Source organism: Arthrobacter sp. Y3221159, from assembly GCF_059089885.1.
The window spans coordinates 1-17086 of the sequence record NZ_JBNHFC010000032.1 but is presented as its reverse complement, the minus strand read 5'-3'; the positions used below and the strand labels follow the sequence as shown (position 1 = coordinate 17086).

The window sequence follows — 17086 nt, the reverse complement described above, 5'->3', positions numbered from 1 at the left end:
TCGCCGACAGTGCGTCCTTGTGGGCCTCGATCTTCGCGTACAGGTCCGCGTGGTCGATCGTGCCGTCGGCGGCGGTGGCCACGACCACGACCTTCATGCCCGCGAGCACCGCGGACGCGGCGTTGGTGCCGTGCGCCGAGGCCGGGATCAGGCAGATGTTGCGCTGGCCCTCGCCGCGGGAACGGTGGTAGCCACGGATCGCCAGCAGGCCGGCGAGCTCGCCCTGGGACCCGGCGTTGGGCTGGATGGACACCTGGTCATAACCGGTGATCTCGGCCAGGTCCGCCTCCAGGCCCGCGATCAGTTCCCGCCAGCCCTCAGTCTGCGAATCCGGGGCGAACGGGTGGATCGAGGCGAACTCCGGCCACGAAATGGCCTCCATCTCGGCCGTGGCGTTCAGCTTCATGGTGCACGAGCCCAACGGAATCATGGTCCGGTCCAGCGCCAGGTCACGGTCAGAGAGCCTGCGGATGTAGCGCAGCAGCTGGGTTTCGGACCGGTGGGTGTTGAACACCGGATGCTGCAGGAAGTCCGAGGTGCGGAGCACGGTTGCGGGCAGTTCGAACCCCTTCGCGTCCCCGACGGGACCGGCGCCAAAGGCGACGGCAACGGCGGAAAGTGTCGCCGCCGTCGTCGTCTCATCAATGGAGACACCCACGGTGTCCTCGTCGATCAGGCGCAGGTTGATCCCACGTGCTTCGGCGGCGGTGAGGACCTTGCGGGCCTTGCCCGGCACGCGGACGGTGAGGGTGTCAAAGAACGAATCGGTGACGAGCTCCCGGCCCACGGCGCCAAGCGCAGTGGCGAGGATCCGCGCGTTGTGGTTGACCCGCTCCGCGATGGCCTTCAGCCCGTCCGGTCCGTGGTAGACGGCGTAGAAGGAGGAGACGATGGCCAGCAGCGCCTGGGCGGTGCAGATGTTGGACGTGGCCTTCTCGCGGCGGATGTGCTGCTCGCGGGTCTGCAGGGCAAGGCGGTAGGCGGGGGCACCGGCGTCGTCCTTGGAGACGCCCACGATGCGGCCGGGAAGCGTGCGTTCCATCCCGGTCCGGACCGCCATGTAGGCAGCGTGCGGGCCGCCGAAGAACAGCGGCACGCCGAAGCGCTGGGTGGAGCCGACGGCGATATCGGCGCCCTGTTCTCCGGGCGGGGTGATCAGGGTCAGGGCGAGGAGGTCGGCAGCGACGGTGACAAGCGCGCCGCGTTCCTTAGCCGCCGTGATGACCGCGGACTGGTCCCAGACACGGCCGGACACGCCGGGCTGCTGGAGGACTATGCCGTTGATGGCGCCGTCGGGAAGCCCCTTGGAGAGATCCGCGACCTCCACGTCGAAGCCCAGGGCCTCGGCCCGCCCCTGCACGATGGCGATGGTCTGCGGCAGGCAATCGGAATCCAGGACCGTCTTGCCGTCCTTGGCGTCCTTGTTCTTGTTGGCCCGGCGCATCAGCAGGACGGCCTCGGCCACCGCCGTGGCTTCATCCAGAAGGGACGCGTTCGCCACCGGAAGGGCGGTCAGGTCCTGGACCATGGTCTGGAAGTTCAGCAGGGCTTCAAGCCGGCCCTGCGAAATCTCAGGCTGGTACGGGGTATAGGCGGTGTACCAGGCCGGGGACTCCAGGATGTTGCGGCGGATCACCGGCGGCGTCACGGTGTCGTAATAGCCTTGGCCGATCATCTGGACCGCGGTCTTGTTCCTGGCCGCAAGCCTGCGCAGTTCGGCGAGGACCTCCACCTCGCTGAGGGCGTCCTCAAGCCGGAGCACGTGCTCCTGGCGGATGGATCCCGGAACGGCAACGTCCACGAGCCCGTCCACGCTGTCGTAGCCGATGGCCTTGAGCATGGTGTCGACGTCGGCCTGGCGGCGCACGCCGATATGGCGGTCGGCGAAGGCCGATGGGTTGGATTGAATCGTCATGAGGAACTCCAGGTCTGGCCGGCCACGGATGGCACGGCATGGATGGGTTCCTCCCCGCTCTGTATTGGACCTGAGAGATTCCGAGGACACCTGCTCATGGCAGGGCACTCTTGCACCGTCGGTGAGTCCGGCAGGAAGCCGGGCTGCTTTCCAGAGTCGCCTCGCTGTGACGGTACATGGGCCTGAGAGATTCCTGGGGAGGATTTGCTCCTACGGCGCCTGTCCGGTGGTTGTCCGGGAGAGCTCTCCCGTCACAGCTCGAAAGGCTTATTCAAATGTGGGTGATTCGGCTCACAAGGTACACGGCCTTGCCTGCTCGTGGCAAATCGGCGCCTGCCACGCCCCCGGATTCCTGGTTGGGGGTTTGACAATGCTGCGTGACCGGAACCACACTGAACCTGACCGGCGCCGTGCCGGACCGGCTCCACCGATTCGGGGCGGCCTGCCGGCAGCGGTCCATGCGAAGCAACTTTTTCTAACTGAACATGCCTTTGACCTGTGGCGGGAGAGCCCTGCCAGGTACATCCAGCAGGCGCCGTAGGAGCAAACCCTCCCCAGGAAACTCTCAGGCCCATGTACCGCCGCGGAAAGGCAACTCTGGAAAGCAGCCGGGCAGGTCCCGGCTCACCGACGGTGCAAGCACGCCTTTACGGCTGCGGAAACTCTCAGGTCATGTACAGAGCGGGGAGGAACCGAATCTATGCAGCATCCGGTGCTGCTTGAACGATGGAGTTCCTCATGACGATTCATCCCCCCGCGTCCCCGGGCGGCCAGCCACCCCACGGCGCTTCCCCTTCCGGCAAGGCCGCACACAGCGAACCTCCCCACCTCGAACGCCAGCTCAGCAACCGGCACATCCAGCTCATCGCCATCGGCGGCGCAATCGGTACCGGCCTCTTCATGGGCTCCGGAAAGACCATCTCCGCCGCGGGCCCTTCCGTGATCTTCGTGTACATGGTCATCGGCTTCATGCTGTTCTTTGTTATGCGCGCCATGGGCGAACTGCTGCTGAGCAACCTGAACTACAAATCCTTCAGCGACTTCGCGGCCGACCTCCTGGGGCCGTGGGCAGGCTTCTTCACCGGTTGGACCTACTGGTTCTGCTGGGTGATCACCGGGATCGCGGACGTCATCGCCATCGCGGGCTACTCCCGGGAGCTCTGGCCGGCACTGCCGCTGTGGATCCCAGGGCTGGCCACCGTCGCCATCCTGCTCCTGCTGAACCTCGCCACAGTCAAGGCCTTCGGCGAAACCGAATTCTGGTTCGCCCTGATCAAGATCATCGCCATCGCCGCTCTGATCATCGTCGGCCTGTTCATGATCTTCACCGGCTTCCAGAGCGACGCCGGAACGGCCGGCTTCAGCAACCTGTGGAGCCACGGCGGCTTCTTCCCCAATGAATTCATGGGCTTCGTGGCCGGATTCCAGATCGCCGTCTTCGCCTTCGTGGGCATCGAGCTTGTGGGCACCACGGCGGCGGAAGCCAAGAACCCGGAGCGGAATCTGCCGAGGGCCATCAACGCCATCCCCGTCCGCGTCCTGCTGTTCTACGTCGGCGCGCTGATCATCCTGATGTCCGTCACCCCGTGGACCCAGTTCGCCGCCGGACACAGCCCGTTCATTGGCATGTTCTCCCTGGCCGGACTGGGCGCCGCCGCCACCGTGGTCAATCTGGTGGTCCTGACCTCCGCCATGTCCTCCGCAAACTCCGGCATCTACTCCACCTCCCGGATGGTGTTCGGCCTGGCCCAGGAGGGGGATGCGCCGGGCGTCTTCGCCCGGCTGTCGCCGAAGAAGGTACCCAGCAACGCGCTGTTCCTGTCGTGCGTGCTGCTGCTCTCCGGCGTCGTGCTCATGTACGCAGGCCAGGACGTCGGCAAGGCCTTCGAAATGGTCACCACCGTGTCCGCAGTGTGCTTCATCTTCGTCTGGTCCATGATCCTGGCCAGCTATCTGGCGTTCCGGCGCCGCCGCCCGCACCTGCATGCAGCCTCGAAGTTCAAGATGCCCGGCGGCGTTCCCGTTGTGTGGGCGGTCTTCGCGTTCTTCGCCTTCGTCCTCTGGGCGCTGACCACCCAGGCCGACACCCTCGCCGCCCTGCTGGCCACCCCCGCCTGGTTCGTGGTCCTGGGTGCGGCATGGGCAGTCCTGCGGCGCCGGCCCGCGCACCTCGCCCGGTTCGAGGTGTTCAAGGCCGAGCTGCGGGCTGACGAGGCTGCGGCCGGCGGAAGCACCGGCACCGGCCTGGCCGAGAAAGAGCAGGCAAGGAAGTGAGCGGACGCCGGCGGACCCCACCGGGCGGCGGCAGGCCAAGGCGCCGAAGTTAAGCATGCTTAGTGTTTATCCACTTAGGATGGAGGAGCACGGCAGCCTTCCCGCTGCAGGTCGATTTGAATGAGGTGATCATGGCCAGGCGCAGCAATCCCGCAGTACGAATCGCACAGGAAACCGCCCACAACGCGGTGTTCGACGCTGAGGGCAACCCCAAGCCCGGTGTCCACAACATGCTGCTGAAGGCGGTGGAAATCCAGCGCCCGTTCGTGGTGGCCTATCTCCGGCGGTTGCAGAAGAAGCATCCGCGTGCCACCGCCGCCCAGCTGGCCGACATTTTGGAGCGCGACTACCTGCGTGCCGTCACGGGCGGCGGGGCGGTGGTGGGTGCCACCGCCGCGGTGCCCGGCGTGGGAACGGTGGCGTCGCTGGGACTTTCGGCGGCAGCCACTGTCGGATTCCTGGAAGCGACAGCCCTGTATGCCACTTCACTGGCCGAACTCCATGGCATCCGGCTGACCAACCCGGAGAAGGCCAGCACCATGGTCATGGCCATCATGCTCGGCGAGGAGGGGACGTCCCTCCTCGGGGCGCTCAGCGGGCAGGTTGCGGGCAAAGGCGCGAACGCCACCCAGGCCTGGGGCAGCATGCTGTCCAAATCGATGCCGATGCCGGGGTTCAGCAGCATCCGGAGCCGGATCCAGAAGGCTTTCCTCAAGAACCTGCTCAAACGCCAGGGCACGGCGCTGTTTGGAAGGGCCCTGCCCTTCGGGATCGGGGCGGTGGTGGGCGGAGCGGGTAACCTCATGATGGGCCGCGCCGTGGTGTCGAACGCCAAGGAAGCGTTCGGACCCATGCCGGACACCATCCCCGGGGAGCTGAAGGCCGCCGCAGCTCCCGACAAGCAGACGCTGGAAGGCAACACCTTTGGATCTCAACGCTGACCTCGGCGAATCATTCGGCTCCTGGAAGATGGGGCACGACGCCGCGATGTTCCAGCTGGTGACCAGCGCCAACGTGGCCTGCGGGTTCCACGCCGGCGACCCCATCACCATGTTGGACAGCTGCCGGGCAGCCTACGAGCTCGACGTCACTGTCGGTGCGCACGTGGGGTACCGGGACCTGGCAGGCTTCGGCCGGCGATCGCTGGATGCCAGTTTCGATGAGCTGTTCGGCGATGTGCTGTACCAGCTGGGAGCGCTCGACGGCGTCGCGCACGCCGTGGGTGCCTCCGTGGACTACGTGAAGCCCCACGGGGCGCTGTACAACCGGCTGGTGCATGATGCCGGACAGGCCGAGGCCGTGGTGGCGGCCGTCAACGCCTACGACCCCGGACTGCCCATCCTGGGGCTGCCGGGCTCGGAGCTGCTGAAGCAGGCACAGAAGGCCGGCCACCCGGTGTTCGTTGAAGCCTTCGCGGACCGCGCCTACCAGGCCGACGGAACTTTGCTCCCCCGCTCGCAGGATGGCGCCGTCCTGCACGACGTCGATGCGGTGGTGGAGCGGGCGGTCCGGCTGGCCACCAAGGGCGAAGTGGTGGCCGTTGACGGCACCGTGGTTCAGGTTCGGCCCGATTCGCTGTGCATCCACGGCGATACTCCGGGCGCCGTGGAGATGGCCGCGGGAGTGCGGGCAGGCCTGGTTGCTGCCGGGATTGAGCTGGAGTCCTTCGCCTAAACGTCCGCCCCTGGCCGGCAGCGGCGCTCAGCCAAAGACCAGGTGGGCCACCGTGAAGATCGCCAGCCCGGCCAGCGACCCCACCACGGTGCCGTTGATCCGGATGAACTGCAGGTCCTTGCCCACCTGGAGCTCGATTTTCTGCGACGTCTCCTCGGCGTCCCAGCGCGCCACGGTATCCGTGATGACCCCGGCAATGTCCGAGCGGTAGGTGCGCACCAGATACCCGGCGGCGTCGCCGATCCAGGCGTTGACCTTGCCGGCAAGCTCGGGATCGCTGACCAGGCGGGAACCGAAGTCCCGGACCGCGGCCTTGAACTTGATGGTCAGGTCGCTGTCGGGATCGTCCACGGCACCCAGCAGGGCGTTCTTCACCGTTCCCCAGGTTCGGGAGGCCAGTTCGCGGACCTCAGGGTCCCCCAGGACCTGGGCCTTGATGTCCTCAGCTCGGGCGATCATCGCAGGATCGTGCTGCAGGTCCTGGGCGAGGTCGTTCAAGTACTTGTCGATCGACTGACGGACCTGGTGGTTCGGGTCCGTCTGCACTGCCCGGACAAATTTGAGGAATTCGATGTACACCTTGTCTCCCACGAGCCCGTCCACGAACTGCGGAACCCAGGTGGGGGAGCGGTCGGAGACCAGCCGGCTCACCGTCTGGTGATTCTCGCTGACCCAGTCAGCTGCCCGGTCCACCAGCAGGTCAACGAGCTTGTGGTGGTGCCCGTCGTGGAAGATCCGCTCCGCCATCTTGCCCACCGGAGGTCCCCACGGCGGAGTGAGCAGATGCTTGCGCACCATTCCCTCGATGACCGCCTGGACGTCGTCGTCGTTGAGGACCTTGAACGCGCCGCGGATGAGCGCCGCGCCTTCCTTGGCCACCCGCTCGGCGCCTGCAGGCGTGGCGAGCCATTCGCCGGCCCGGCGGGCGATGTTGACGCTGGCAAGCTTCTCATGGACCACCTGTTCGGACAGGAAGTTGGTTTCCACAAACTCGCCCAGCGAGGCGCCGATCTGGTCCTTCCGCCGCGGAATGATCGCGGTGTGCGGGATCTTGATGCCCATCGGGTACTTGAACAGCGCCGTCACGGCGAACCAGTCGGCCAGGGCGCCCACCATGCCGCCCTCCGCGGCCGCCCGCACATACTGCAGCCAGGGATACTCGTCCTGCAGCGCGAAGGCGACAACAAAAACAACGGCCATGGCGATCAGCAGGCCCAGGGCCACAAGCTTCATTTTCCGCAGCGCTGCCGCCTTTTCGGCATCACCGTCACCAAGCCGGCGGCCGACGGCGGCGGCCGCGTGGGCGTGGTCCGGCACCGGGCGAGCGGGCTGGGGCGGGGCTTCCTGGGTAGTTGGCTCAGAGTTCACCTGCATATGCCAAGCCTAGCCCCGCAGTGGCGGCGCGGTCGGCTACCGTGTCTGCATGAGGTTTGAGGAGCCACTGCCGAAGAGGCCGCTGGTCTTTGCGCACCGCGGCGCGAGCGCCGCCTTCGCCGAACATACACGGGCCGCCTACCTGCAGGCACTGGCGGACGGGGCGGACGGCGTGGAGTGCGATGTCCACCTCACCCGCGACCAGCATGTTGTCCTGCTGCATGACGCCAACCTTGACCGCACCTCGGACGGCACGGGGCCGGTGGCCGAGCGGACACTGCGCGAACTGCGGCACCTCGATTTCTCGTCATGGAAGGGCGTGCGTATCCCGGAGGCGTACGGTGCCCGGTCGGCACAGTTCCTGACCCTGCCCGAACTGCTGGACATTCTTCGGGGAGCCGGGCGGCCGGTCAGGCTCGCCATCGAACTGAAGCATCCCAGCCCCTACCAGCTGAAGCTTGAGGACAGGGTCCTGGAGCTGCTGCGCCGGGAGGGCTGGGATCCCGCCGGCTCCACCGTGGACAACGTGGCGGTGACTTTCATGAGCTTCAGCCCGGACTCGGTCCGGCACCTGCTCCGGTCCGTCCCGGCGCAATACGTCTGCCAACTGGTGGACGACATCAATATCCACGAAATCCGCGGCGGGCTTGGCCTGGGCCCGATCACCGGCGGAGCCATTGCCAACTTGATGAAAGCCACGCAGCTGGAAGGCGAGCGGATCCTGGACGGCCGCCTGGCAGGGCTGGCGGGGCCGGGCATCGATTACGTCCGCGGGCATCCGGCTACCGTCCAGCGCTGGCTCGGCTCCGGCCGGCGGTTCCGCGTGTGGACGGTGGACTCCCCGGAAGATGTGGCCCTCTGCCAGGAACTCGGGATCCACGAAATCACCACCAATGTGCCCGCCCGGGTCCTGAGCCAGCTCCAGATGGCTTCGACGCAGGGACGGTAGGCGGCCGTGGGCAAACAGCCGGACGACGTCGGTCCCCGCCGCTGGTGGGCCGGGCCGCTGGACGTGGAGGGCCTCGCCCTGGGCGCCGTCTCCGCCGCAGCGGCAGCCTTGACCCAGTACACCGGTGGACGCCCAAGGTTCTCCACCACACCGGCACTGACCGCCGCCGCCTTCGATTCGTCCGGGCATCTGCGGATCGCCGGGCGGAAGCTGCAGGGGTTTGCCCCGTTGTCCGGGTTCCGGCGGACGAAGGACGGCTGGATCCGGCTGCACGCCAACTACCCGCACCACGAGCAGCGCCTGCTGCAGGCCCTTGGCGCGCGCTCGCCTGCCGGGGTGGATGCCGCGCTCCGGACCATGGCTTCCCTTGAGGCGGAGGCGGCAATCCAGGCAGCGGGCGGGATTGCCGCTGCCGTCCGGACGCGCAGCGCGTGGCTGGCCTCCCCGATGGGAGAGGCTGCCGGTTCCGGTCCCTGGATTTCCCTGACTTCCTCCGACGGCGAAACCACAGGGATGGGCCTGGCCGGTATGCCGGGGCCGGAAGCGGTTCCGGCAGGTCCTCCACCCGCTGGCGCAGGTCCTCCACCCGCTGGCGCCGGCACCGGGGCACGCCCGCTGGCCGGCGTCCGCGTCCTGGACCTCACCAGGGTCATCGCCGGTCCCGTTGCCACCCGGCTCCTGGCTGCGCTCGGCGCGGACGTCCTGAGGATCGACCCGCCCCGGCTGCCCGAACTGTCCGACCAGTTCGTGGACACCTGTTTCGACAAACGCAGTGCGGAGGCGGACCTCGGCCGCCCCGAAAACCAAAGCCGGCTGCGGGACCTCATTGCAGCTGCCGACGTGGTGGTCACCGGCTACCGGAAGGGGGCGCTGGACCGGTTCGGGCTGGGTACCGGTGCCCTGCTGGAGGCCCGCCCCGGGCTGGCCGTGGTCACGCTGAACAGCTGGGGTGCAACAGGGCCGTGGAGCAGCCTGCGAGGCTTCGACAGCATCGTGCAGGCGGCCGCGGGGATTGCAGACCTCTACGGCCAGGAGACGGACGACGGCGGCTGGCACCCGGGTGCCCTGCCCGTCCAGGCGCTGGACCACGCCACCGGGTACGGAGCGGCAGCCGCAGCAGTCACGCTCCTTGCCGGCCGCCGTCGTACCGGCCTGGGTGGAACCGCCCGGCTGTCGCTGGCGAGGACCGCGGGGGAACTGTTCTCCCTAGCCGGAACACACGAAGCAGCAGCAGGACTCGCGCCGCCGGACTACCGGACCATGGACAGCTCCTTCGGGGAGCTCCGGTACGTCCCGCCTCCGCTGCTGCTGGACGGGCTGCCGCTCGACTACCGCAATCCGCCACCCCCCTACGGCAGCTCCGGGCTGGCCTGGGCCTGACCCACCAGCGGCTCCAGACCGGTTTCAGACGCCCGTCCTCCTTGTGATTGAGTTGGACCATGCTTCTCCTGGGATCACCGGCCGTCCGGGTGGGTATCTCCATCAGCATCGCCACCGGGCTGTACGGGGTGTCCTTCGGGGCGCTGTCCGTCACCTCCGGGCTCAATTTCTGGCAGACCATGGCCCTGAGCCTCCTGCTCTTCAGCGGCGGCTCACAGTTCGCGTTCATCGGCGTGGTGGGAGGCGGCGGCTCCGGCATCGCGGCGATGAGCGCGGCAACGCTGCTGGGCGTCCGCAACGGCATCTACGGGATGCAGCTGAACGCGCTGCTCAGGCCCACCGGTTGGCGGAAATACGTTGGCGCCCAGCTGACCATCGACGAATCGACGGCCACCAGCACAGGACAAACTGATCCGGAAGAGCAGCGCCGCGGATTCTGGGCAGCCGGCATCGGGATCTACGTGCTGTGGAACCTGTTTACCGCCGTAGGCGCCCTTGCCGGCGCGGCGCTCGGGGACCCCAGGCAATGGGGCCTTGACGGCGCCGCGGTGGCCGCCTTCCTGGCCTTGCTCTGGCCGAGGCTCAAAGGTCGCGAACCCGTGGCCATTGCTGTGGTGTGCGCCGTGGCCACGGTCATCGCCGTTCCGTTCGTGCCCGCGGGCGTGCCCATCCTGGTGGCCGCCGTCGTAGCGGCAGCCATCGGCTGGTTCAGCCACGGGCGCAGTGACGAGGGCCTCGAACCCGACGTGGATCCTTACCGGGAGCGCCACCGGCATGATGGGGGCCACGGAGGAAAACATGACGGCGGCCACCACGGGCCTGTTCCGGGAGCAGGCGCATGAGCCTCTGGTTCTGGCTGCTGGTGGCCTGTGCCCTGGCCTATGCCTGGAAACTGGTGGGCTACCTGGTGCCGGCCCGCTTCCTGGAGGATCCGCGAATGTCGCGCATAGCAGGAACCATGACCATCGGGCTGCTCGCCTCCCTCACCGTGGTGAATGCCGTGGCATCGGGCCAGTCGCTGGCCGCCGACGCACGGCTCGGCGCGCTGGCCGCTGCCGCCGTGGCCCTGGCGCTGCGTGCCCCTTTCCTGGTGGTGGTTCTCGCCGGAGCGGGAACGGCGGCACTGCTGAGGTTGCTGGGCTGGAGTTGACCGTCCGCCGCGGAGCCGCGCCTGGGTGACGTGGGTCACTTCCGATGACAGTCCCCGGCTGTACTATGGGAGCGGCTATGCAGTCGGCCACGGAATTTTCTGTGAACGGGGACCATGGACAATCAGCTGCACGCTGCCGGAGAAAGAGCCGGCCGGCCCCGAAAAGATGCCCGACGGCGGGCGGGGCTTCCTGCCAAACGCTTCTACACACGATTTGCTGCCCTGTCCGACGTCCCGCCGGAGGATCTGGAGTTGCTGGCCGAGAGGCTGAGCGCCGGCCTGACGGCGGATCCGTCGTCGCCGGTTCCCGCGCTGCAGGCCCTGGTACGGCGGGAGATCCGCAAGAGGGGGGACGCGGCCAGCGGTTGACCCACTGCCGGGCACCAGGGACCGAATGCGGTAGGTCCTGACGGGCGGCCAAAGGAGGAACCGGAATGAACGTAGAGTCACAGCCCGCGGGGGAGCAGCCCGGCAGGCGCCGTCCAGGCTACCGTGATCCCCGCGGCTCCCAGTCCACCAGGGACATGCGGGATACGGCGAAGCGCCGCCGGGACGCCGAGGAGAAGCTTCAGCAGCATCTCATCGAAGCGAAGGACCATGTGCCCAACGAACACCGCGGGGATCGCGGGCCGGGCACCGGGCAGGAATAGGCGCGGCGCGGCCCCCGGCATCATGCCGTGGCCAGCAGGAACTGCTTTGTGGGGGAGGGTCTTGATCCAGCCGGAACGAAGATGATTCCGGCTTGCTATGCCACTCCGTGGGCGGCGCCGTCCGGCAGCGCGGCCCGGCGGCAGCTTTCTTCGACGGCCATGTCGTACCAGGCCTGCGCGCCAAATTCGGGTTCTGGCGTGTCAAGGTTCTGGTACAGCGCGTCCAGCAGGTCCGCTAGTTCATTCGCGCTCAATGTGGGCAGGACCTCTTCCGGATCGCGCGGATTGTTGAGGTAGTGCGAGAGCTTTGAACTGTTCATCGCGCTGCGGCCATCGGCTGCCGGAAATGCAGGAACTGCTTCATGGAGTCGCTCCATCTGGGATGTTCAGAGGCTGGCTGCGTAACCCTCTTGAAGTGTATTGCACCACGTGGGCGCCCACAATGGGTCCCTAATCCGGGGCGGCTGCACGGGAAGTGGCCGGCCCAAGTGCGTTGCCGGCAGGAACCTACCCCAGTCCGGGTTCGCCAAGGGCGGCCATCAGGGGCGCCGTGGGCGAGGTTGTGGCGGCAGGCACTGGAACATGCGGCGGCAGGGGGCGCGCCGGCCGGGCAGTGCGGATGGCATCCTCCACCAGTGCCAGCGGACGGCGCCAGGCGTCGGAGCCCGGCTCCATGGTGTCCACAACGCTGATCAGCATGGCGAGCAGGCGGAACATGTCCGTCATGGAGATGTCGGGACGCAGGCTTCCCTGCCCCTGCCCCCGCACCAGCAGGACGCTGAGGGATTCCATCAGGGACCCGGCGATGCCGGTGAGCAGTTCGCGCCTGCCGGCCACGGCGCCCAGCAGATTGGCGTCGGCACTGGAGGCATCCATAAGGGACTCCAGCACCCGGAACAGGCCGGCGGCGGCATCGATATCGGCCAGCGCCCCCTCAATCACGGGATCGACGGTGAGCCGAAGCTGCCGGTTCAATGCCGCAAGGACAAGCTCCTCCTTGTCCGCGAAGTTCCGGAAAAGGGTGGCCGGGCCTACGCCGGCCGTGGCCGCGATGGTCTGCAGGGGTACATCCGGACCGAACTCCCGGAAGCACTGGCGCGCCGCCGTAATGATCTTGTCCACGTTCCGCGCTGCGTCGGCGCGGAGGGGCTTGCGGGCGACTGCGAGACTCATGCCCAAAAGGTTAGCAACGCAACTGCGCGCCTTCACCGTTACTGAAGGGTAGGAGCTTATGTGACGGCGGGGGCGCCCGCGCTGCCCGTTGCCCGCCGGGACGGCGTGGCAGACTGGCATCATGTTGCTTGCGTTTTCTGTTGCCCCGTCCGGCACCCCTGCTGAAGGCTCCCGGCCGGATGACGCTTCCGTCCACGACGCCGTTGCCGCTGCTGTGAAGATCGTCCGGGAGTCGGGGCTTCCCAACCAGACGGAGTCGATGTTCACCACCATCGAAGGCGAATGGGATGAGGTGTTCGACGTCGTCAAGCGCGCCACCGAGGCGGTGGGGCGGTACGGCAGCCGCGTTTCCCTGGTCATCAAAGCTGACATCCGGCCCGGTTACACAGGAGAGCTCACCGCCAAGGTGGAGCGCCTGGAGGACGCCCTGGCGGACGGTTCCTGAGTCATCTTTTCCGGTGGCCACTTGCCCTGCTTATTCTCTGGACCAGCAAGTCCGCCCGTGCCAAACTGTGGCAATGTTCGAGCATAAGCCCCGGCCGGAGTGGACGGCAGCTGAAGAGTACCTGACACGTGTGGTGGTCCACCCGGACCCGGCCCTAGAGCAGGCCATCAGTTCCGCCGCGGAGGCGGGGATGCCTGCCATCGAGGTTGCACCGAATGCCGGAAAGCTGCTCAAGCTCCTGGTCCAGCTCTCCGGTGCCCGCCGCGTCCTGGAAATCGGTACGCTCGCGGGCTTCAGTACCATCTGGATCGGGCGGGGGCTTCCCGAGGATGGCACAGTGGTCACGTGCGAATTCCTGCCCAAGCACGCGGAAGTGGCCTGGGCCAACCTCGATTATGCCGGCCTGGGCGAGAAGGTGGAGATCCGCCTGGGACCCGCGCTGGAAACCCTGGCTGCGCTCGCAGAGGAGGGCCGGGAGCCTTTCGACTTCATCTTCATCGACGCAGACAAGGAGAACAACAGCCGGTACCTGGACTGGGCGGTGCGCCTGGGCCGGCCCGGTGCCACTGTGGTCCTGGACAACACCGTCTGGGAGGGTGCCATCCTGGATCCAGACCTGGATCCCGTGAACGCCCCGGGCATCGTGGACGCCCTTAAGCTGCTGGGGGAGCACCCGAGGCTGGACGCCACCGTCATCCAGACGGTCGGCTCGAAGGGGTGGGACGGCTTCGCGCTCGCGAGGATCAGCTAGCCCCCGCTAAGCATTGACGGCCCGGCAGCATGGCCTGGCAGGGGCAGTCGCAGGCCTGTTACTAAGTATGCTTAGAATTAGTGTCCGGCTGAAGGGCAGCCGGCCAGGCCGCATCGGAGGTACATGATGAAAGCGTCTCCCACCCTTGCCAGCAACCTGCAGATGGTCCTCACCGACCTGATTGAACTGCACCTGCAGGGAAAACAGGCCCACTGGAACCTTGTGGGCACGAACTTCCGCGACCTGCACCTGCAGCTTGACGAAATCATCGCTGCGGCCCGGCTTTTCGCCGACCAGACTGCCGAACGGATGCGGGCCATGCACGCACTGCCTGACGGGCGCAGCGGCACCGTCTCCGCGGACAACCGGCTGGACGAGTTCCCCGAGGGCCTGACGTCCACCAAGGACGCCGTCAAGCTGATCACCGCCCGGCTGGAACGTGCGGTGCAGACGATGCGCGACGTTCATGACGACGTCGACGACGAGGACCCCACCAGCGCCGACCTGCTCCACGCAGCCATCGAACGGCTGGAACAGCTGGCGTGGATGGTCAACGCAGAAACCATGTCCCCCACTGCTTCCGTCACCCAGCCGGCCGCGAACTAGTCTGCAGGCGCAGCAAAAGGGTGCTGCCGCATCATGCGGCAGCACCCTTTCACGTGGACCTAGTCCTTCTTGAAGGCGTCCTTGACCTTCTCGCCCGCCTGCTTCAGGTCGGCCTTTGTCTGGTCCATCTTGCCCTCAGTGCGGAGGCTTTCGTCATCCGTTGCCCGGCCAGTGGTCTCCTTGGCCTTGCCGCCCATCTTCTCTGCGGCGTTGTCGATCTTGTCGTCCAAACCCATGGCATTGCTCCCTTCGGCTGGTGGCCGGCGATGCCGCCAGCCATAATCCCATGCTAGCCAGACTCGGGACGCACCAACAGGGGTTGTTCCGCCTTGACCTGCAGATACTTGGGGATCGAAGGATCAGACCAGCGGTGGTGCGCTGGCCACGATGTAGTCGGCGGCGGCGGGCCCGGTCATGGACAGGTTGTTGCTGTCCGGGTTGATTCCGTGGTCCTCCAGGGCCACCCAGAGGGCATCCGGCGGCTGGAGCTGTGCCTTATGGATCAGGCACCAGCTGGTGTACAGGCCGTAAAGTTCGTCGCGTCCAAGGCCCAGGCCGGGCTCCCTGTCGGGAACAACTGCTTCGGCAAGGAATTCTTCAAAGTGGTTAGCAGGCATGTCCGCTCATTAGGGTCGACCGTGTGCCGCCGTATCTGCTTCAGCGGTCCTGCCGGACCAAACGGGCCAGCAGAGTAATCACGAAAGTATTGCAGTGCGGATAACTTTGTCCAGTTAGGCCACGGAAACCAAGGGGTGGCACTGAGCGGATCGAGGGGGCCGACGGCGACTGGGGGGACTGGCCTCGGTCTCAGAGGAGGCCATCTCACCGCCGGCCCCGCCTTGCCCCGGGCCCTTGTTAAACCCGGGATCTTCAACTGGACCTACCTCTAATTTTCCCCCATCTTGGAGGTCCTGCCTAGTACCTGCGGTTGGTGCCGTGAGCGCGGTGCATGCAAAAGGCCACCGCACACAGGAGAGGTACAGTGCCCTGCGCCGGACACTGTACCTCTCCCTGCGTAGCAGCTGCTGCTACTGCCTGTTGCTGTTTCCTTCGCCGCCCGGGGACTCCCGATGTTCAGTGCGGTCCCGCACCTTGTCCTTTACCCGGTCGCGGTGCGGCTCCGTGTCCTGTTGCCCGTTCTTGTCATTCGTGTCCGGATCTTCCGGGCTCCCGCCGTTTTGGGCGCTGTACTTTTCACGCAGTTCACGGCCATGCCGGATATCGTCTTCCTCCTGTGCCTGGAGTTTTTCGCTCTTCTTGGTGTCCCGCGGGGGCAGCTGGATGGTCTCTTCGGCCTTGATGCCGGCCTCCAGCTGGCGGCCGCGTTCCAGTTCGGCGTCGAACTCGGCGCCGAACAGCAGGGACAGGTTCAGGATCCAGAGCCACAGGAGCATGATGATCACGCCGCCCAAGGCACCGTACGTCTTGTTGTAGTTGCCGAAGTTGCCCACGTAGAACCCGAAGCCGAGGGACGCGAGCAGGAAGACGAACAGGGCAATGCCCGAACCGATGCTCATCCACTTGAACTTCGGCTGTTTCACATTGGGAGTGGCGTAGTAGAGCACCGCGATGATGACGATGATAAGTCCCACCATCACCGGCCATTTTGCGATGTCCCAGACCGCGAGGAAAACGCCGCTCAATCCGATCAGGCCGCCCACTGCCTCCGCGACAGGACCGCTCAGGACCAGCATGCCGGCGAGGATCGCGATGAGGACAATCGCCAGGAGGGTGACCACCAGCATGGTTCCGCGCAGCTTTACGAACGGCCGGCCCTCATCCACCTCATACACCCGGTTCATGGCCCGGCCAAACGCACTAACGTAGCCCGATGCAGACCACAGGGCGGTGGCAAGGCCGATGACCAGCGTCAGCCCCGCCGCCGGTGCATTGGCCAGGTCCTCGACCACTCCGCCCACCGTATTGACAGTTTCGGCGGGGGCGAAACCACGGACGATCTCCAGCAGGGCATTAGTGGTTTTTTCCGGATCGCCGAAGAGCCCGATCACTGACACGAGGGCCAGGATGGCCGGGAACAATGACAGGACGGCGTAGTACGTCAGCGCTGCAGCGAGATCAGTGCACTGGTCTTTGCTGAACTCGCGCAGGGTCTTCTTGAGTATGTATTTCCAGGATGGCTTGTCCACGTCCTTGGGGCTGTCCGGCTTCCTGGAGTCGTTCGGATCCGGTGCCTGCCCCGTCTTGGCGGTGCTGGTTTCGGATGCGTCGTGAGTGGCCATGATGTGTCCTCTCGATCAAGGGCTGAAACGGACAGGCCGGCTCCGCGGGTGGCGGAGCCGGCCTGTCATAGAGTGCAGTTGGCTTGCGTTGCCGCGGCCTGGGATCAGGTGTTTTGGACGTTGGTTTTGGCGTCGGTGGCGCGGTCCTTGACGTCGGTGGCTGCGTGCTGGCCTTCGGTTTTGACTGCCTGGGCTGCGTCGGTTGCGGTGGCTTTGACGTTTTCCATCGCTTCCTGGGCCGGTTCCTTGAGGTCCTGGACCATGTCCTTGGCGGCGTCGGTGACCTTGCCGGCCAGGGGCTGGGCTGCGGTTTTGAGCTGGTCCGCGGCTTCGCGTTCTTTCTGGCTCGGCGGGATCAGGGATGACACGAGCATTCCGGCGCCGAAGGCGATCAGGCCCGCGGCCAGGGGGTTGCCCTGTGCCTTGGCTTTGACCTGGTCCGGTGCCTGGGAGATTGCGGTGCCGGCATCGGAGAGTTTGGCGGAGACGTTGTCCTTGGCGCCGT

The 17086-nt window shown here is 66.5% G+C and carries 19 protein-coding genes, 1 pseudogene and 3 riboswitches; of the genes and pseudogenes, 12 read left to right on the top strand and 8 right to left on the bottom strand.

Going from position 1 to position 17086, the window contains the following annotated elements; all coding sequences use genetic code 11:
• Positions 1-1915, bottom strand: a 1915-nt coding sequence (locus AC5RT3_RS20005; RefSeq protein ID WP_494125053.1) for an aminomethyl-transferring glycine dehydrogenase, incomplete at its 3' end; no start/stop codon positions are given.
• A 160-nt stretch (positions 1916-2075) separates the two neighbouring features.
• Positions 2076-2176, bottom strand: a riboswitch (glycine riboswitch).
• A 231-nt stretch (positions 2177-2407) separates the two neighbouring features.
• Positions 2408-2506: riboswitch (glycine riboswitch) on the top strand.
• Between the two features lies 1 nt (position 2507).
• A riboswitch (glycine riboswitch) is annotated at positions 2508-2605 on the top strand.
• Positions 2606-2653: 48 nt separating this feature from the next.
• Between AC5RT3_RS20005 and AC5RT3_RS20000 the strand changes: the two genes are divergently transcribed.
• From AC5RT3_RS20000 to AC5RT3_RS19990, 3 genes are all read left to right on the top strand, one after another.
• Positions 2654-4189: an amino acid permease gene (locus AC5RT3_RS20000; RefSeq protein WP_494053752.1), complete on the top strand. Its 1536-nt coding sequence runs from the start codon at positions 2654-2656 to the stop codon at positions 4187-4189.
• Between the two features lie 131 nt (positions 4190-4320).
• Positions 4321-5130: a hypothetical protein gene (locus tag AC5RT3_RS19995; protein WP_494053753.1), complete on the top strand. Its 810-nt coding sequence runs from the start codon at positions 4321-4323 to the stop codon at positions 5128-5130.
• Positions 5114-5863, top strand: coding sequence for a LamB/YcsF family protein (locus AC5RT3_RS19990; RefSeq protein WP_494053754.1), 750 nt, complete (start codon positions 5114-5116; stop codon positions 5861-5863). Before AC5RT3_RS19995 ends, AC5RT3_RS19990 begins: the two co-directional genes overlap by 17 nt.
• Before the next feature lie 27 nt (positions 5864-5890).
• On the opposite strand, the gene AC5RT3_RS19985 is transcribed toward AC5RT3_RS19990, so the two are convergent.
• Complete coding sequence (locus tag AC5RT3_RS19985; RefSeq protein ID WP_494125052.1) at positions 5891-7237, bottom strand: DUF445 domain-containing protein; 1347 nt, start codon at positions 7235-7237, stop codon at positions 5891-5893.
• 49 nt (positions 7238-7286) lie between these two features.
• Between AC5RT3_RS19985 and AC5RT3_RS19980 the strand changes: the two genes are divergently transcribed.
• The 6 genes from AC5RT3_RS19980 (at position 7287) to AC5RT3_RS19955 (ending at position 11366) form a co-directional block, all read left to right on the top strand.
• On the top strand, positions 7287-8186 hold the full coding sequence (locus AC5RT3_RS19980; protein WP_494053756.1) for a glycerophosphodiester phosphodiesterase: 900 nt from the start codon (positions 7287-7289) through the stop codon (positions 8184-8186).
• 6 nt (positions 8187-8192) lie between these two features.
• Positions 8193-9566: a CoA transferase gene (locus tag AC5RT3_RS19975; protein ID WP_494053757.1), complete on the top strand. Its 1374-nt coding sequence runs from the start codon at positions 8193-8195 to the stop codon at positions 9564-9566.
• A gap of 59 nt (positions 9567-9625) precedes the next feature.
• Positions 9626-10408 carry an AzlC family ABC transporter permease gene (locus AC5RT3_RS19970; protein ID WP_494053758.1) on the top strand — a complete coding sequence of 261 codons (783 nt, stop codon included), beginning with the start codon at positions 9626-9628 and terminating at the stop codon, positions 10406-10408.
• On the top strand, positions 10405-10716 hold the full coding sequence (locus AC5RT3_RS19965) for an AzlD domain-containing protein (protein ID WP_494053759.1): 312 nt from the start codon (positions 10405-10407) through the stop codon (positions 10714-10716). The genes AC5RT3_RS19970 and AC5RT3_RS19965 overlap by 4 nt, the downstream gene beginning before the upstream one ends.
• A 114-nt stretch (positions 10717-10830) precedes the next feature.
• On the top strand, positions 10831-11085 hold the full coding sequence (locus AC5RT3_RS19960) for a hypothetical protein (protein WP_494053760.1): 255 nt from the start codon (positions 10831-10833) through the stop codon (positions 11083-11085).
• Between the two features lie 65 nt (positions 11086-11150).
• Positions 11151-11366: a hypothetical protein gene (locus tag AC5RT3_RS19955; protein WP_494053761.1), complete on the top strand. Its 216-nt coding sequence runs from the start codon at positions 11151-11153 to the stop codon at positions 11364-11366.
• A 95-nt stretch (positions 11367-11461) separates the two neighbouring features.
• On the opposite strand, the gene AC5RT3_RS19950 is transcribed toward AC5RT3_RS19955, so the two are convergent.
• Both AC5RT3_RS19950 and AC5RT3_RS19945 read right to left on the bottom strand, forming a co-directional pair.
• Positions 11462-11686, bottom strand: a complete 225-nt coding sequence (locus AC5RT3_RS19950; RefSeq protein ID WP_494010971.1) for a hypothetical protein — start codon at positions 11684-11686, stop codon at positions 11462-11464.
• Positions 11687-11873: 187 nt separating this feature from the next.
• Entirely contained in the window at positions 11874-12539 is a 666-nt protein-coding gene (locus AC5RT3_RS19945; RefSeq protein WP_494053763.1) for a TetR/AcrR family transcriptional regulator, read from the bottom strand.
• Positions 12540-12660: 121 nt separating this feature from the next.
• Here AC5RT3_RS19945 and AC5RT3_RS19940 point away from each other — a divergent pair, with 121 nt between their 5' ends.
• From AC5RT3_RS19940 to AC5RT3_RS19930, 3 genes are all read left to right on the top strand, one after another.
• Positions 12661-12984, top strand: coding sequence for a thiamine-binding protein (locus tag AC5RT3_RS19940; protein ID WP_494053764.1), 324 nt, complete (start codon positions 12661-12663; stop codon positions 12982-12984).
• Positions 12985-13057: 73 nt separating this feature from the next.
• On the top strand, positions 13058-13735 hold the full coding sequence (locus AC5RT3_RS19935) for an O-methyltransferase (protein ID WP_494053765.1): 678 nt from the start codon (positions 13058-13060) through the stop codon (positions 13733-13735).
• A 126-nt stretch (positions 13736-13861) separates the two neighbouring features.
• The gene (locus AC5RT3_RS19930; protein ID WP_494053770.1) at positions 13862-14341 is read left to right on the top strand and encodes a Dps family protein; all 480 of its coding nucleotides are present in this window, start codon (positions 13862-13864) and stop codon (positions 14339-14341) included.
• A 59-nt stretch (positions 14342-14400) separates the two neighbouring features.
• Here AC5RT3_RS19930 and AC5RT3_RS19925 read toward each other — a convergent pair whose 3' ends face one another.
• From AC5RT3_RS19925 to AC5RT3_RS19910, 4 genes and pseudogenes are all read right to left on the bottom strand, one after another.
• On the bottom strand, positions 14401-14577 hold the full coding sequence (locus tag AC5RT3_RS19925) for a CsbD family protein (RefSeq protein WP_494053766.1): 177 nt from the start codon (positions 14575-14577) through the stop codon (positions 14401-14403).
• A 123-nt stretch (positions 14578-14700) separates the two neighbouring features.
• Entirely contained in the window at positions 14701-14958 is a 258-nt protein-coding gene (locus AC5RT3_RS19920) for a hypothetical protein (protein ID WP_494053767.1), read from the bottom strand.
• A 411-nt stretch (positions 14959-15369) separates the two neighbouring features.
• On the bottom strand, positions 15370-16581 hold the full coding sequence (locus AC5RT3_RS19915; RefSeq protein ID WP_494125051.1) for a YihY/virulence factor BrkB family protein: 1212 nt from the start codon (positions 16579-16581) through the stop codon (positions 15370-15372).
• A 104-nt stretch (positions 16582-16685) separates the two neighbouring features.
• Positions 16686-17086, bottom strand: a pseudogene (locus AC5RT3_RS19910) (DUF3618 domain-containing protein); the annotation flags it as partial.